Source organism: Paractinoplanes pyxinae, from assembly GCF_026626335.1.
In the GTDB taxonomy this organism is placed as follows: Bacteria; Actinomycetota; Actinomycetes; order Mycobacteriales; family Micromonosporaceae; genus Actinoplanes; species Actinoplanes pyxinae.
In genome coordinates, this window is record NZ_JAPNTZ010000021.1 from 162513 (window position 1) to 176205 (window position 13693).

General features: G+C 71.6%; 16 protein-coding genes. 7 read left to right on the forward strand and 9 right to left on the reverse strand.

Annotated features, from left to right (window positions below; genetic code table 11):
- The first annotated feature begins 64 nt into the window (after positions 1-64).
- From OWR29_RS42610 to OWR29_RS42630, 5 genes are all read left to right on the forward strand, one after another.
- Positions 65-694 carry a mycothiol-dependent nitroreductase Rv2466c family protein gene (locus OWR29_RS42610; RefSeq protein WP_267569320.1) on the forward strand — a complete coding sequence of 210 codons (630 nt, stop codon included), beginning with the start codon at positions 65-67 and terminating at the stop codon, positions 692-694.
- 79 nt (positions 695-773) lie between these two features.
- Positions 774-986 (forward strand): hypothetical protein, encoded by a 213-nt coding sequence (locus OWR29_RS42615; RefSeq protein WP_267569322.1) that lies wholly within the window; start codon positions 774-776, stop codon positions 984-986.
- A gap of 11 nt (positions 987-997) precedes the next feature.
- Complete coding sequence (locus tag OWR29_RS42620) at positions 998-2194, forward strand: DUF1015 family protein (protein WP_267569323.1); 1197 nt, start codon at positions 998-1000, stop codon at positions 2192-2194.
- A gap of 2 nt (positions 2195-2196) precedes the next feature.
- Entirely contained in the window at positions 2197-3105 is a 909-nt protein-coding gene (locus OWR29_RS42625) for an alpha/beta hydrolase (RefSeq protein ID WP_267569324.1), read from the forward strand.
- A 28-nt stretch (positions 3106-3133) separates the two neighbouring features.
- Positions 3134-3610: a ribose-5-phosphate isomerase gene (locus OWR29_RS42630; protein ID WP_267569325.1), complete on the forward strand. Its 477-nt coding sequence runs from the start codon at positions 3134-3136 to the stop codon at positions 3608-3610.
- On the opposite strand, the gene OWR29_RS42635 is transcribed toward OWR29_RS42630, so the two are convergent.
- Entirely contained in the window at positions 3607-4038 is a 432-nt protein-coding gene (locus OWR29_RS42635) for a hypothetical protein (protein ID WP_267569326.1), read from the reverse strand. The two genes, OWR29_RS42630 and OWR29_RS42635, sit on opposite strands and share 4 nt — an antisense overlap.
- Positions 4039-4063: 25 nt before the next feature.
- Positions 4064-5284, reverse strand: coding sequence for a GNAT family N-acetyltransferase (locus OWR29_RS42640; protein WP_267569327.1), 1221 nt, complete (start codon positions 5282-5284; stop codon positions 4064-4066).
- 103 nt (positions 5285-5387) lie between these two features.
- Here OWR29_RS42640 and OWR29_RS42645 point away from each other — a divergent pair, with 103 nt between their 5' ends.
- Positions 5388-5978 (forward strand): DNA-directed RNA polymerase II, encoded by a 591-nt coding sequence (locus OWR29_RS42645; RefSeq protein ID WP_267569328.1) that lies wholly within the window; start codon positions 5388-5390, stop codon positions 5976-5978.
- An 18-nt stretch (positions 5979-5996) separates the two neighbouring features.
- On the opposite strand, the gene OWR29_RS42650 is transcribed toward OWR29_RS42645, so the two are convergent.
- Complete coding sequence (locus OWR29_RS42650; protein WP_369077365.1) at positions 5997-6869, reverse strand: SDR family oxidoreductase; 873 nt, start codon at positions 6867-6869, stop codon at positions 5997-5999.
- 79 nt (positions 6870-6948) lie between these two features.
- Here OWR29_RS42650 and OWR29_RS42655 point away from each other — a divergent pair, with 79 nt between their 5' ends.
- Positions 6949-7845, forward strand: a complete 897-nt coding sequence (locus tag OWR29_RS42655) for a glycosyltransferase family 2 protein (protein WP_267569329.1) — start codon at positions 6949-6951, stop codon at positions 7843-7845.
- On the opposite strand, the gene OWR29_RS42660 is transcribed toward OWR29_RS42655, so the two are convergent.
- The 6 genes from OWR29_RS42660 to OWR29_RS42685 form a co-directional block, all read right to left on the reverse strand.
- Positions 7833-8198 carry an AtzH-like domain-containing protein gene (locus tag OWR29_RS42660; RefSeq protein WP_267569330.1) on the reverse strand — a complete coding sequence of 122 codons (366 nt, stop codon included), beginning with the start codon at positions 8196-8198 and terminating at the stop codon, positions 7833-7835. The two genes, OWR29_RS42655 and OWR29_RS42660, sit on opposite strands and share 13 nt — an antisense overlap.
- 24 nt (positions 8199-8222) lie before the next feature.
- Positions 8223-9845 (reverse strand): regulator, encoded by a 1623-nt coding sequence (locus tag OWR29_RS42665; protein WP_267569331.1) that lies wholly within the window; start codon positions 9843-9845, stop codon positions 8223-8225.
- Entirely contained in the window at positions 9842-10510 is a 669-nt protein-coding gene (locus OWR29_RS42670; RefSeq protein WP_267569332.1) for a cysteine hydrolase family protein, read from the reverse strand. The genes OWR29_RS42665 and OWR29_RS42670 overlap by 4 nt, the downstream gene beginning before the upstream one ends.
- Positions 10511-10513: 3 nt before the next feature.
- Entirely contained in the window at positions 10514-11206 is a 693-nt protein-coding gene (biuH, locus tag OWR29_RS42675; protein WP_267569333.1) for a biuret amidohydrolase, read from the reverse strand.
- Positions 11203-12795 (reverse strand): allophanate hydrolase, encoded by a 1593-nt coding sequence (gene atzF, locus OWR29_RS42680; RefSeq protein ID WP_267569334.1) that lies wholly within the window; start codon positions 12793-12795, stop codon positions 11203-11205. The genes biuH and atzF overlap by 4 nt, the downstream gene beginning before the upstream one ends.
- Positions 12796-12857: 62 nt before the next feature.
- Complete coding sequence (locus tag OWR29_RS42685) at positions 12858-13493, reverse strand: GntR family transcriptional regulator (RefSeq protein WP_267569336.1); 636 nt, start codon at positions 13491-13493, stop codon at positions 12858-12860.
- Between the last annotated feature and the right edge of the window lie 200 nt (positions 13494-13693).

Here is a 13693-nt window from a genome sequence, read left to right on the forward strand (position 1 = left end):
TCACCCGGACCACAACCCGGGTCGATAGCGACAGGAGTTGGTGGCGTGCAGGAGTATCTGATTCATGACTGAACGCGCCACGGTCGACATGTGGTTCGACCCCGCCTGCCCCTGGGCCTGGATCACCTCACGCTGGCTGCTCGAGGTCGAGAAGGTGCGCCCCCTCGACATCCAGTTCAACGTGATGAGCCTCGCCGTGCTCAACCAGGGCCGCGATCTGCCCGGGGAGTACACGGCATTCCTGGAGAAGGCCTGGGGTCCCGTACGGGTCTGCATCGCCGCTGAGGAAGCGGCGGGCCCGCAGGTGTTGCGCGACCTCTACACCGCCCTCGGCACCCGGATCCACCTGCAGAAGTACGAGTTCGGCGAGCAGCTCTACACCGAGGCGCTGACCGAGGTCGGCCTCGACCCGGCACTGGCCGACGCGGCCGGCAGCGACGCCTGGGACGACGCCCTGCGCGGCAGCCACGACGCCGGCATGAAGCCGGTCGGCATGGACGTGGGCACCCCGGTCATCCACGCGCCCGGCCCGGACGGCGGCGACGAGAAGATCGCCTTCTTCGGCCCGGTCGTCACCCCGGCCCCCAAGGGCGAGGCCGCCGGCCGGCTGTGGGACGGCGTCATGCTGGTCGCCGGAACCCCGGGCTTCTACGAGATCAAGCGCACACGCGACATCGGTCCGGTATTCGACTGATCGTTGGAAAAGCGCTACCAGCGCCTCCGGCCCGTCGTTGGATGGGGTGATGCACACCTCATTCAACGCGGAGACCGAAATGGCAGACTCCGACGCCGTCGCCCAGTCGGCCATCGCGGTGCACCGCGACGACTGGACGAACCTGTCGCCCGAGCTGGCCGCGCTGGTCGCGCCGCCGGTCACGGTCTCGGCGGTGCCCTTCGAGCGACCGGTCGGCAGCTGGCGCCGCGGTCAGCTGGCCCGGTCGCGGGGGAACATGCCCGTCGGCAGGCACCGCCGGGCCGCCCGGTAACTTCTTGTGTCATGACGGTCGTGCACCCGATCAGCCGGGCCTGGGTCACCACTGGTGGCACGGGCGCCCAGAACTACGACGAATTCGCCGACGACGCCGAAATCACGTCCATCATCGCCGACAATCCGCATAGTTCTCTCGCGATCGAGATGCCGCACCTGGCGCCAGAGTCGCTGGGCAAGTCCTTCGCCGCTTCGCTGCCCGACGCGGTGGCCCGGCTCGCGCTCGAGCGCGCCGAGGGCCTGTACACGCCGGCCGACCAGGTCGTCGTGCTCTACCGCATCACCGCGCCCGGCGAATCCCCGGCGTACGGGCTGTGGAGCCTGGTCGACACCGACCAGATCTCCACCCGTGCCGCCGAGCCGGGCCTGGTCATCCGCAACGAGGACGTCTTCCTCGAGAAGGTCCGCGAGCGCGTCGCCCTGGCCGAGGCCGTGGGGACGCTGCTGTCGCCGGTGCTGCTGCTGCAGACCGGTAAGGGCGAGCAGCTGCACGCCGCGCTGGCCGCCGCCACCGAGGCCGCCGGCGCCCCCGCCGCCACCGACGTCGACCAGACCGGTCGCACCCACGCCATCTGGGTCGTCGGCCCCGGCCCTCAGCAGGACGAGCTGACCGCTCTGGCCGGCGGGGGCGAACTGGTGGTGGCCGACGGCAACCACCGCAGCCTGGCCGCGCAGACGGCCGGTCTCACCCGCTTCCTGGCCGTCGTCACCACGCCCGCCTCGGTCGCCATCCAGCCGTACAACCGCCTGGTCAGCGAGCTGCCGCTGGCTCTCGACGAGCTGCTGGCGCGGCTGCGCGAGGCCGGGTCGACGGTCACCGAGGTGCCGCGGCCGGCGCAGATCCCCAGCAAGGGCACGATCGAGCTGTATTCGGCCGGTCGCAGCTTCACCGTCGGCCTGCCGGTCAACACCAACCTGCCCGACGTCGACAACCTCGACCACGCGCTGGTCGAGCGGGTGCTGCTGCGCGACGTGCTGGGGCTCGACCCGGGCGACAAGCGGATCAACTACGTGGGCGGCGACTACCCGGCCGAGTGGCTGCGGGGCGAGGTCGAGGCGGGCCGGTCCGAGCTGGCCGTGCTGATCGCGCCGGTCACCGTGGACGACTTCGTCCGGGTGAACCTGGAGAGGCAGAAGCTGCCCCGCAAGAGCACGTGGTTCACGCCGAAGGCGCGGGGCGGTCTCGTTCTCAGCCAGCTCGACTAGTCATGCTCAACCCGCAGATCACCGCGGCGGCTTGGCTGCGCGCCCAGCCGCCGGCCGATCTTTCTGACCCGTACGAAATTCTGGCCTTCATGCGGCAGGCGATGGAGGACTCGAACGAGGCCGAGTGCGGCCCGGCCCTGCCCCTGCCGGTGGTGGCCGACGTCGACGCCGGGGGAGTGCCGGCCCGGCTCTACGCCTCCCGCGTCGACGCGCCCGTGTTCATCTACGTGCACGGCGGCGGCTGGTGCTACGGCAGCATCGAGACGGTCGACCGGGCGTGCCGGCGCATCGCCGACCGGTCCGGCTGCGCGGTGCTGTCCGTCGGCTATCGGCTGGCTCCGGAACATGTCTTCCCGGCCGCCCTGGAGGACGTCGAGACCGTTGTCTCGTACGTGCGGAAAGTCGGCGCCGAACTCGGGGTCGACCCTTCCCGGCTGGCCATCGGCGGCGACAGCGCGGGCGGCCAGCTCGCCACCGTCGTCGCCCGGCGCCAGCGCGACGCGGCCACCCCGCTCGACCTGCAGGTGCTCATCTACCCCGCGATCGACCCGATGACCGCCTCCGAGTCGTACGACGAGGTCGGCTCGTACGGCCTCGACCGGGCCTCGATGAAGGTGGCCTGGGAGACGTACGCCCCCGACCCGACGACCCGGTTCACGCCCGACGTGGCCCCGCTGGCGGCCGACCTGGCCGGCCTGCCGCCCACGCTGATCATCACGGCCCAGTACGACGCCCTGCGCGACGAGGGCGCCGACTACGCCGACGCGTTGCTGGCGGCCGGCGTGCCCGTCGTGCACACCCGCTACATGGGGGTGAATCATGGGTTCGCCCGCAAACTCGCGGTGATCGACGACGCGCGGGTGGCCACCGATCAGGTCGCCTCCTACCTGCGCGCGGCCTTGACCTTCTGACCGCCGGTATTTCTGAGAGAGTGAGACCATGCGCGTCTACCTGGGTTCCGACCACGCCGGTTACGAGCTGAAGATGCACCTCGTGAACCACCTGATCAAGCAGGGGCACGACGTCGTCGACGTGGGACCGCACGTCTACGACCCGGACGACGACTACCCGGCCTTCTGCCTGCACACGGGGGCCAAGGTGGTGGCCGACCCCGGTTCGCTGGGCATCGTGATCGGCGGCTCGGGCAACGGCGAGCAGATCGCGGCCAACCTGATCGACGGGGTGCGGGCCGCGCTGGTCTGGCGCACCGAGATCGCCCAGCTGGCCCGTCAGCACAACGACGCCAACGTCATCGCGATCGGCGCCCGCGAGCACACGCTCGACGAGGCCACCGGCTTCGTCGAGACGTTCCTGGCCACCCCGTTCTCGGGCAACCCGCGCCACGCCCGCCGCATCGCCCAGCTCGCCGAGTACGAGGCCAACCGCCCCGCGCTGCCGGAGCTCCCGCCGAGCTAGCGGTTACGGGGCAGCTCTTCGCGGGGGACCCAGTTGCGGCGGACGATCGTCAGGTTGCGGTCGGCGTCGGCCAGGTCGTCCTCGGTCGGCCGGGCGGCGTCCCGGGCGCGCAGGGCGGCGCCCACGCTGACCTGCGACGAACCGGAGCCGACGAGGCCGCGCAGGCCGCGTTCGAGCTCCCGGTCGTCGCCGTTCCCGCCGCCGTTGGGGCCGGGCGGCTGACGGCGGTGGCCGCCGTTGCGCGAGGGCCGCACCATCCGCTCGACCGGCGCCGGCACCGGCGCCGCCTCGTCGGGCGCCGGGTCGGCGATCGGCTCGGTCACGGCCGCCGCGCCGGTGGTCTCGTCGACGGCGGCCGGCGGCGGGGCCGGCGTCGCCGAGCCGGAGGAGGGACGCAGGCGGCGGCGTCGGCGTTCGGGCTCACCCATGCCGCCGACGCTACCCCGGGCACTGTCAGAACACCTCCAGCGCGCCGGGCTGGCGGTACCACTGGAACGCGGTCGAGGGCAGGTTGCTGGTGAGCTGCCGCACCCGGCCCGCCGTGGCCAGCGCGGCCAGTGTGGTGCCGCCCAGGTAGGCGGCGCCCAGCTCGGTGACCGAACAAGCGACATCGGGCGCGTCGTCGGTGCGTACGCAGGAAGCCTTGTCCGGCCCGCCGATGAGCCGCCAGCGTCCGTTGTTGGCCTCGAGAACCGGGTCGGTCACCTCGAACACCGCGTCGACCGGGGTCGCGTACCGGCGTGCCGCCAGCGCGGCCGGCAGGTCGACCAGCCGGATCCAGAGCGCGTCGGAGTACCGCCGGCCGAGCTTGCGGGGCTCGTCGACCATGAACTGCAGCGGCTCGTCGAGACCCGCGAAGTCGTACGTCGCCGTCCGGGTCAGGTCGATGCTCAGCAGGAACTTCCACAGCTCGGCGTAGACGCCCGGATCGCCCGCGGCCACCTCGGCCACCCGAACCACGCCGGCCGGCCCGTGCGAGTCCCAGCCGTCCTTCACCCGCCACAGCGCATAGCCGACCGGCCCGTTCCCGGTCTCGTAGACGACGCCGCGCAGGGCGGTCGCGCCGTCGCGGACCTCGTCGATGTCGGACACCAGGTAGTCCCACCAGTAGGCGGGGCGGCTCGACCAGCCCACCCGGTGGATGCGCAGCCCGTCGTGCACCTTGACCAGTTCGTCCAGCGCCGCCTTGGGCTCGACGAGCCGGAACTTGCCGGCCGGCGCCTCCGGCCCGGTGACCTTGAGCTCGCGGCTGCGGATGTCGAACCGCAGCCGGTCGGCCGCCGGCCCGTAGCCGTAGCGCGGGTAGATCGCCGTCTCGCTGGCCCACAGCGCCGCCACCGGCTCGCGCCCGGCCTCGGCGATCCCGGTCAGCTGACGGCGCATCAGGGCGGTCAGCAGGCCCCGGCGGCGGTGGGTGGGCGAGACGCCGACGCCGGTCACGTGCGCGGCCGGCACCATGCCCCCGGGCACCGTCAGGTCGCGGGTCTGGATGGCCGCGTTGCCGACGATCCGGCCGTCGTCCTCGGCCACGATCGACCGCTCGGGCTCGAGAATGCTCATCTCGAGGTCACGTTGATCGTCGGTGGCATGCTCGTGGAACAGATAGAGCAGCAGGTCGGCGATCCCGGGCCGGTCGTCTTCGGTGGCAGCGCGCAGGCGTACGGATTCCAGCATGGGACTTGTGTAACGGACCGCGGGCCTGGGAGCGAATGATTTGCCGGGTCGCTACTCTCGATGAGGGCGGGTGGCACGCACCGCCCGACCGGAGGGGGAACCAATGCCTGAGCAACCGCAGTGGTCGGAGCGGACGCTCGACATGCCGCCGCAAGACCCGTGGGCCGACGCGCCCACCACGCCGTCGCAGGGCCCGCCCGCGCCGACGGCCCATTTCCCGGCGCCCGAACCCGCGCCGTCCGCGCCCTTCAACCAGGGCCGGGCCCAGGTGAACGCGCGCCCGCGGGCCGAGCACGAGCCCACCGGCACCGGCTGGCCCGGCGTCCCGGCGCCGCCCGCCCACCCCGGCATCAGCTGGAAGTGGAGCGAGCTGCGCCAGGGCGGCGAGTGGACCAGCGCCGCCGTGCTGTTCGCCTTCGTCTGCTGGGGCATCTGGGCGCTCTCGGGCGACGGGCCGTTCGGCACGCCGACGGTCGTGCTGGTCGTCACCCTGGCCGTCGCGGTCGGCGTCTTCTGCCTGGCCCGGCTGGTCGGTCACCTCGTGCTGGAACGCCAGCTGGGCCGTGTCCGGCGCACCGCCCGCGGTTCACACCTGGTCACGGCCCTGTTCCTGGCCGGCGTCGGCCTGGCCTGGCTGCAGCAGACCCAGTGGGTCATGGACGCCTTCCACTGGGTGACCGACCTGTTCGCCTAGCGCCGGGCGAGCCTGCCGTCAGCTGACGGGCTTGCCGCCGGTGATGCCCAGCACCTCACCGGTGGTGTAGCTCGACTCGGGGCTGGCGAAGTAGACGTACGCCGCGGCCAGCTCGGCCGGCTGCCCGGCCCGCCCGAGCGGGACGTCCTCGCCGAAGGTCTTGATCTTTTCTTCGTGCATGGTGGCCGGGATGAGCGGCGTCCAGATGGGGCCGGGGGCCACCGCGTTGACCCGGATGCCCTTGTCGGCCAGGTCCTCGGCCAGGGCCTTGGTGAAGGCCACGATGCCGCCCTTGGTGGTGGCGTAGTCGAGCAGGTGGGCCGACGACTGGTAAGCCTGCACCGACGCCGTGTTGATGATGGTGGCGCCCGGCTGCAGGTGCGGGGCGGCCGCCCGGCACAGCCAGAACATGGCGTACAGGTTGGTCTTCATGACCCGGTCGAACTGCTCGTCGGTGATCTCGGTGATCCCGCCCGGCTGGGCCATCTGGTAGGCCGCGTTGTTGACCAGGATGTCCAGGCCGCCGAGGTCGCTGAGGGCTCGGTCGATGATCGAGCGGCAGTGCGCCTCGTCGCGGATGTCGCCCGGCACGAGCACCGCCTTGCGCCCGGCCTTCTCGATGTACTGGGCGGTGTCGCGCGCGTCGTTCTCCTCCTCGGGCAGGTAGGAGATCAGCACGTCGGCGCCTTCCCGCGCGTACGCGATGGCGACCGCCCGCCCGATGCCGGAGTCGCCGCCGGTGATGACCGCCTTGCGCCCGTTGAGCCGCCCCGAGCCTTTGTAGCTGTCCTCACCGTGATCCGGGCGGTCCGGCATCGCCTCGGTCGAGCCGGGCGGGTCCTGGTCGCCGCCGTCGAGCGCCGGGCCGGGGTACTTGCTGCGGGGATCCACGGTGTTACCTCCTGATTACGGTGCGAGGTGTGCTGGTCAGCACGGTATGCCCGCGAACCGGCCGGGTATTCCGGCCGCCGTGATTGATCAACGGGTCGGCGTCGTCGTGATCACCTGGCAGCGGCGCGACGAGGCGGTGGCGGCCGTGCGGCGTCTGCGGGAACTGCCCGAGCAGCCCCCGGTCGTGCTGGTCGACAACGGTTCCACCGACGGCACGGCCGAGGCCGTCCGGCAAGAGTTCCCCGAGGTCGACGTCGTGGCGCTGACCGAGAACCGGGGCGCGGTCGGCCGCAACATCGGGGTCGCCCGCCTGCGCACGCCCTATGTGGCCTTCTGCGACGACGACACCTGGTGGGAGCCGGGCTCGCTGACCCGGGCGGCCGACGCGCTGGACGCCTTCCCGCGGCTGGCGCTGGTGAACGCGCGCATCGTCGTGGAGCCGGCCGGCGTCGACGACCCGATCGTCGAGGAGCTGCGCGACTCGCCCGTGCCCGGCCCCGACTGGCTGCCCGGCCCGGCGCTGGGCAGCTTCCTGGCCGGCGCCTCGGTGGTCCGGCGGGACGCCTTCGAGCAGGCCGGCGGCTTCAGCGAGCGGCTGTGGCTGGGCGGCGAGGAGGAACTGCTCGCCACCGACCTGCTCAGCTCGGGCTGGGAACTGTGCTATCTGGAGGATCTGGTGGTGCACCACCGCGCGTCGGTGCTGCGCGACGCCGTCCACCGCCGGCGGGTGGGCCTGCGCAACACGCTGTGGTTCACCTGGCTGCGCCGCCCGGTCGGCCCGGCCCTGCGCCGCAGCGTCTTCCTGGCCCGCACGGTGCCGCACGACCGCACCTCGGCGCTGGCCGTCTGGGACGCGGTGCGCGGGCTGCCCTGGCTGATCACCGAGCGCCGCCCCCGCCCGGCCGACGTCGAGGCCCGGCTGTCCGGCTTGGACGAGGCCCAGCGCCGCTCGAAGGCTCGCCGCTACGTCGGCTGACTTCGCGGCTCGGAGACGTGGGCGGCCACGATCCGCCAGCCCGGGGACAGCCGCACCCAGGTCTGCGACTGCCGTCCGAGCACCGCGCTGCCCGGATAACCGAAGAGCGTGTTGACCACGGCGGTGTCCCGCCCGTAGGCCTGGATGATCGTGTCCTTGAGCCACCGCCCGGCGGGCAGCGGCGGCTGGGCGAGCCGCCACCGCCGCTGCTCCGCCAGGCCGATCTGCATGTCGTCGATGCCGTAGCGGACGGCGTCATCGGCGAAGAATCCGATGATCGCCTCGACGTCGTTGCGGATCAGAGCCTTCTCGTACGCCTCGAAGGCCGCACCGACCTCGGCGATCACGTCCACGGCATTCCTCCGATCGCTCGTCGGTCAGGAAACTACGGTTTCTTCCTTACGCGGAGCCGGAACTCCGCCTTCCGGCGCCTCGGTGAAGCTGTTGCCCTCGAAGCTCTCCGGCTCGCCCTCTTCCGGCACGCGAGGCGCCGGCTTGCTCAGCGCGAACAACACGCACACCACAGCGAGGAACAGATAGCCGAGCGTCACCTGACCGTCCGCGTTCCACTGCACCTTCTCGGCGTGGATCAGGCCGATGAAGCTGAGCACCGCCCCCGACCCGGCGAAGACCGCCGCGTGCCAGAACCGTTTGTCGATGATGAACGCGACGATCGCCCCCAGCACCAGACCGGCCAGGATCGCACCCTCGCCCAGCGTCTTGAGCCCGTCGTAGACCACGCCCGCCCCGGCCAGCGCCCCCGTGCCGACCTCGGCCGCGGTGGTGCCCGCGGCGGCCAGCGCGTTGTCCATCTGGCCGGTGGCCCACGAGGCGATGTTCGGGATGAGCGCCGCGACCACCGCCGCCGCGTGGGCCCGCGGGGTCGCCTGGAAGGCCTGGGCGCCGATCAGCAGACCGATGTAGAGCAGGATGGGCACGATCGCGGCCGTCGGGAAGATCGCGCCGAGCAGCCCGAACAACCCGAAGAAGCAGAGCAGCGCGATCACCACCCCGGTTGCCATCGAATAGCCCGTACGGCCGCCGGCCGCCTTCCAGCCCGGGTGGCCCACGTAGACCGCGGGCGGGAACGGCGAGCCCAGGCACGAGCCGATGACCGCGCCGGCCCCGTCGGCCAGCAGCACGCTGCGCAGGTTGTAGCGGTCACCGGCGGTGGCCGCGCTCTCCACGTTGGTCATCGCCTCGGTGAAGTTGTAGACGCCGAGCGGGATCGCCGTCGCCAGCAGCGGCGCCATGTCGCGCAGGCCGTCGACGAGCAGGTCGAACTTGAGATGCGGGAAGGCGAAGGCGATGTCCCGGGCGGCCGCGGTCACGTCGGGCACCGACATGGCCCCGCCGACCCAGCCGATCGCCGTGCCGACCAGCAGCGCGGCCAGGCCGATGGGGAAGTTGAAGGGCAGCTTCACGTCGGTCAGCAGGCCGATCAGCAGCAGGCCGAGGACCGGCAGGGCGATCCACGCGTAGTTCCACATGTTGCCGGCCGGGTTCATCGAGATGAACGTGATCGAGATGCCGGCCAGGGTGCCGAGCAGCGCCGCCCGCGGCGTGTACTTGCGGATGTACGGGCCGACGAACGCCCCGATCAGCACGATGACCCCGATGATGAAGGCCCAGGCGATGCCGGCCGTCCACGCCTGCACCGGGTTGCCGGTCGTCAGGTAGATCGGCAGCATGATCACGAAGATCACGATGAACATGTGCGGCACGCTCGGCCCGTACGGCAGCGCCGTGACGTCGGTCCGGTTCTCTTTCGCGGCCAGCCGCCGGGCCAGGAACGTGTAGTAGACGTTGCCGGCGACCAGGGCGATGCCGAGCGCGGGCAGGATCACGCCGAAGACGTCGGAGGCCGGCATCTTGATGACCCCGATGCACAGCGCGGTCAGGGTGAGGACGTTGACCAGCACGTTGACGCCGAAGCCGAAGAAGGCGTTGGTGTCCCCGCGTACCCAGAAGGGCAGTTTGGCGGCAGCAGTGGTCGTCATTTCTGCTCCTGGGAAGCGGCGAGGGCGGCGATGACAGAGGGGGAGTCGGCGACCCAGCCGAAGATGCCGCCCTGCGCGGCGATCATCTCCAGGCCGACGCGCTGGAACTCCGGGAAGTACGAGCCGACGCAGTCGGAGAGGACGAGGCAGTCGTAACCGCGGTCGTTCGCCTCGCGGACCGTGGTGTGCACGCAGACCTCGGTCGTGACCCCCGTGACGACCAGCTTCTGGACCTGCAGTTTGTCCAGGATGTCGCTCAGCTCGGTGGCGTAGAAGGCGCCCTTGCCCGGCTTGTCCACGACGAATTCACCGTCGAGCGGCGCCAGCTCGTCGACGATGTCGTGGCCGTACTCGCCGCGGACCAGGATGCGGCCGAAGGCGCCTTGCTCGCCTATCCCGCCGCGGGCCAGTTTGGACGGCGGGCAGTCCGACAGGTCGGGCAGATGCCCCTCGCGGGTGTGGATGATCGGCAGGCTCGCCGCGCGCCACGCCGTCAGCAGCGCGGAGAGCGGCTCGATCGTGCGGCTGAGCTGGGCGAAGTCGTTGCCCAGGCTCTCGCCGAAGCCGCCGGGGAGCAGAAAGTCACGCTGCATGTCGATGACGAGCAGGGCTGTCTTGTCCGGATCGAAGGTGAAGGTGTGCGGTAGCGCGTCCACTGAGGGCATCGGTCAAACCTCCGTTGCCGCTATCACGTCGTCCGAGGTGGCGACGCAGCCGAAGACGCCGCCCTGCATGGTGACCATGTGCAGGGCGGCGGCGTGGTTGGACGGGTCGGTCGCCCCCGTGCAGTCGCTGAGGATCAGGCACTCGTAACCGCGGTCGTTGGCTTCGCGCATCGTCGTGTGCACGCAGACGTCGGTCGTGATGCCGGTCAGGATCAGGTGCGTGATGCCGTGCGTCCGCAGCACCAGGTCGAGGTTGGTGGCGTAGAAGGCGCCCTTGCCCGGCTTGTCGACGATCACCTCGCCGGCCACCGGGGCGACCTCGGGCACGATCTCCCAGCCCGGCTCGCCCTTGATCAGGATCCGGCCGCAGGGCCCGTCGCTGCCGATCTCGGCCCCGATCCGGGCCGACCGCCAGCGCTTGTTGGCCGGCAGGTCGGACAGGTCGGGGTCGTGCCCCTCACGGGTGTGGATCACCAGCATGCCCAGCTCCCGCGCGTGCGCCAGCAGTCGCGCGGTGGCCGGCAGCCCGGCCCGGGTGAGCCCGATGTCGTAGCCCATCGAGTCGACGTAGCCGCCTTCGCCGCAGAAGTCGGTCTGCCAGTCGATGCAGATGAGCGCCGTCCTCGACACGGGGACCGTGCCGTCGTACGGCCAGAGGTAGGGGTCGGCCTTGACCGGCCCGATCGAAGCGGTCATGTGGTGGCTCCTCTCGCACGGTGGTTGCGCCAGCCGCCACTGGCGGTGATGTCCTCGGCCCCGGCCGCCGCGTACGCCTCGCACAGGAAGCCGGTGACCTCGGTGCCGTCGTCCAGGGCGACCCGGCCCAGCGACAGGGGCGCCGCGATGCCGGCCAGGAAGCCGCCGACCTGACCGGCCGGCATCTGCCAGAGCTCCACCTCGATCGACTCGCCGCCGGCCGTCCGCACGAGCCCGGGAGCGCCCGAGGGCAGGTGATAGAGGCGGTAGCAGGGAGCGGTGCGGGCGGCGCCGGCCAGGGTGGCGCCCCGCTCGAGCAGTTCGCCGTTGCGGGGCTCGCCGCTGAGGTGCAGCCCGGCCACGGCGAGGGTCACCGTGTCGTAGATGGCCCACGAGCGGGCCAGCCGGGCGAGGGCGTCGTCGCTGAAGGCCGGCCCGAACAGGGTGACCGAGGCCGGGCGGCCGTCGGCGGTGAAGCCGTTGGGCACGGTCACCGCGGCCATGTCGAGCAGGTTGGCGAACTGCGTGTAGCGGCCCAGCATCAGGTTGCGGCCGATCGGGTCCTCGGCGATCTCGCTGTGCGTGAAGGTGGTGCCGACGGTCGGCAGCACCAGCACGTCGATCTGCTCCCACATGCGGTCGGCGGCGTGCTTCAACTGCTGCAGGCGATGCTGAGCACGGAACGCGTCGGCCGCCGTGAAGCCGTACCCGGTCTCGAGCACGGCCCGCGTCACCGGCAGCACCGACTCCGGACGGGCCCGCAGGAACTCGTCGAGATCGGCCAGCCGCTCGGCCACCCAGGGACCGCGATACAGCAGGTCACCGGCCTCCAGCAACGGTCCGACGTCGACCGTCGTGTCGCCGCTGACCCGCGCGAACGCCTTCTCCTGCCCGGCGTCGCCGAAGAAATCAAGAGTTTCCGGTACGCCGATCCGGGGCTCGGCCGGCAGCGGGCGTGTCCCCTCGCGGGACCACGGATCCTCCGGTACGCGTCCTCGTGCCACCCGCGTCACCCGGTCGGCCGTGGTCACGTCCCGCGCGAAGACCGAGACGCAGTCCAGCGACCGGCACGCCGGCACCACGCCGAGCGTGCTCAGCAGACCGCGGGTCGGCTTGATCCCGGCGATGCCGTTGAGCGCGGCCGGCACCCGGCCCGAGCCGGCCGTGTCCGTGCCGAGCGCGAACACCACGGTCCCGTCGGCCACCGCGACCGCCGAGCCCGAACTCGACCCGCCCGAGATCAGCCCGCCGCCGAAGACGCTTTCCGGCGCGCCGTACGGCGAACGGGTCCCGGTCAGCCCGGTGGCGAACTGGTCGAGGTTCGTCTTGCCGACCACGATCGCGCCCGCGTCGACCAGGCGCTGCACGACCGGGGCGTTCCGTTCCGGGGTGTACGCGAAATCGGGGCAGCCGGCGGTCGTCGGCAGCCCGGCCACGTCGATGTTGTCCTTGACCGCGAACGGCAGCCCGGCCAGCGGCAGTCCGGTGTCCACCCGCTCGACCTGTTCCCGCAGCTCATCGGGGCCGAACGAACTGATCCAGACGTCCGGCCGGGCCCGGACGGCGGCGACGATCGCGTTCACATCCACATCGTCGATTGTCGACAATTCTGTTACGTCGATGGCTGCTCTTTGTAACGGCGTGATTTCCCTTAGCTCAGATACGTCCGGGCGCCGTGCGCGCTCAGCGCCTCGAGCACCGCCGCGGTGTCGCCCCGCTCCACCGCGTCGAACAGCCGCTCGTGCCGGGCCACGCCGTCCTCGGCCCGGGCCGCCTCGGCCTCGCGCCGCATGTTGACCGCCATGTAGAGCTGGATCCGCACCAGAACCGACCCGTACAGCTCGGCCAGCTGGCGATTGCCGCCCAGCGCCACGACCTCGGTGTGGAAGCGGCGATGCGCGTTGGCCAGCTCGAGGCGGTCGCCGGTCTCGGTGGCCGTGCGCATCACGTCGAGCGCGGCCCGCAGCGCGGTCAGGTCGGGCCGGGCCGGCATCGTCGAGGCGGCATGCCGCTCCAGGACGTCCCGCACCTCGTACAGTTCGCGCACGTCGTCATCGGAGAGGATCGCAACGCGCGCCCCGCGCCGGGGGATGTGCTCGACGAGACCCTGCTGGGCGAGCAGCCGCATGGCCTCGCGCAGGGGCGCCCGGCTGATCCCGAGCCGGCGCGTGAGCTGCTCCTCGACAAGGCGCTCGCCCGGATCGGTGTGCCCGCTCAGGATCTCGTGGCGGAGGCGTTCGACGGCGAGCTCGACGAGGCTGTAGGTCTGAAGCTCCCCGGTGCTCACGCGACGAGTCTGCCAGGCCGGGGGAACCGCCGGGTCAGTCGCGGTCTTGTTCGCCGCCGGGCCGGCCGCGCCCGGTGGGCCACAGCGCCACGACGATCATGACGGCACCGATCACGATCAACGCGGTCCAGACCATAGTCATCGCGCGAGATTAGCCCGGCGGCCGGGCGCGTGGTGTGCCGTCTTTATGCGTCATCCGC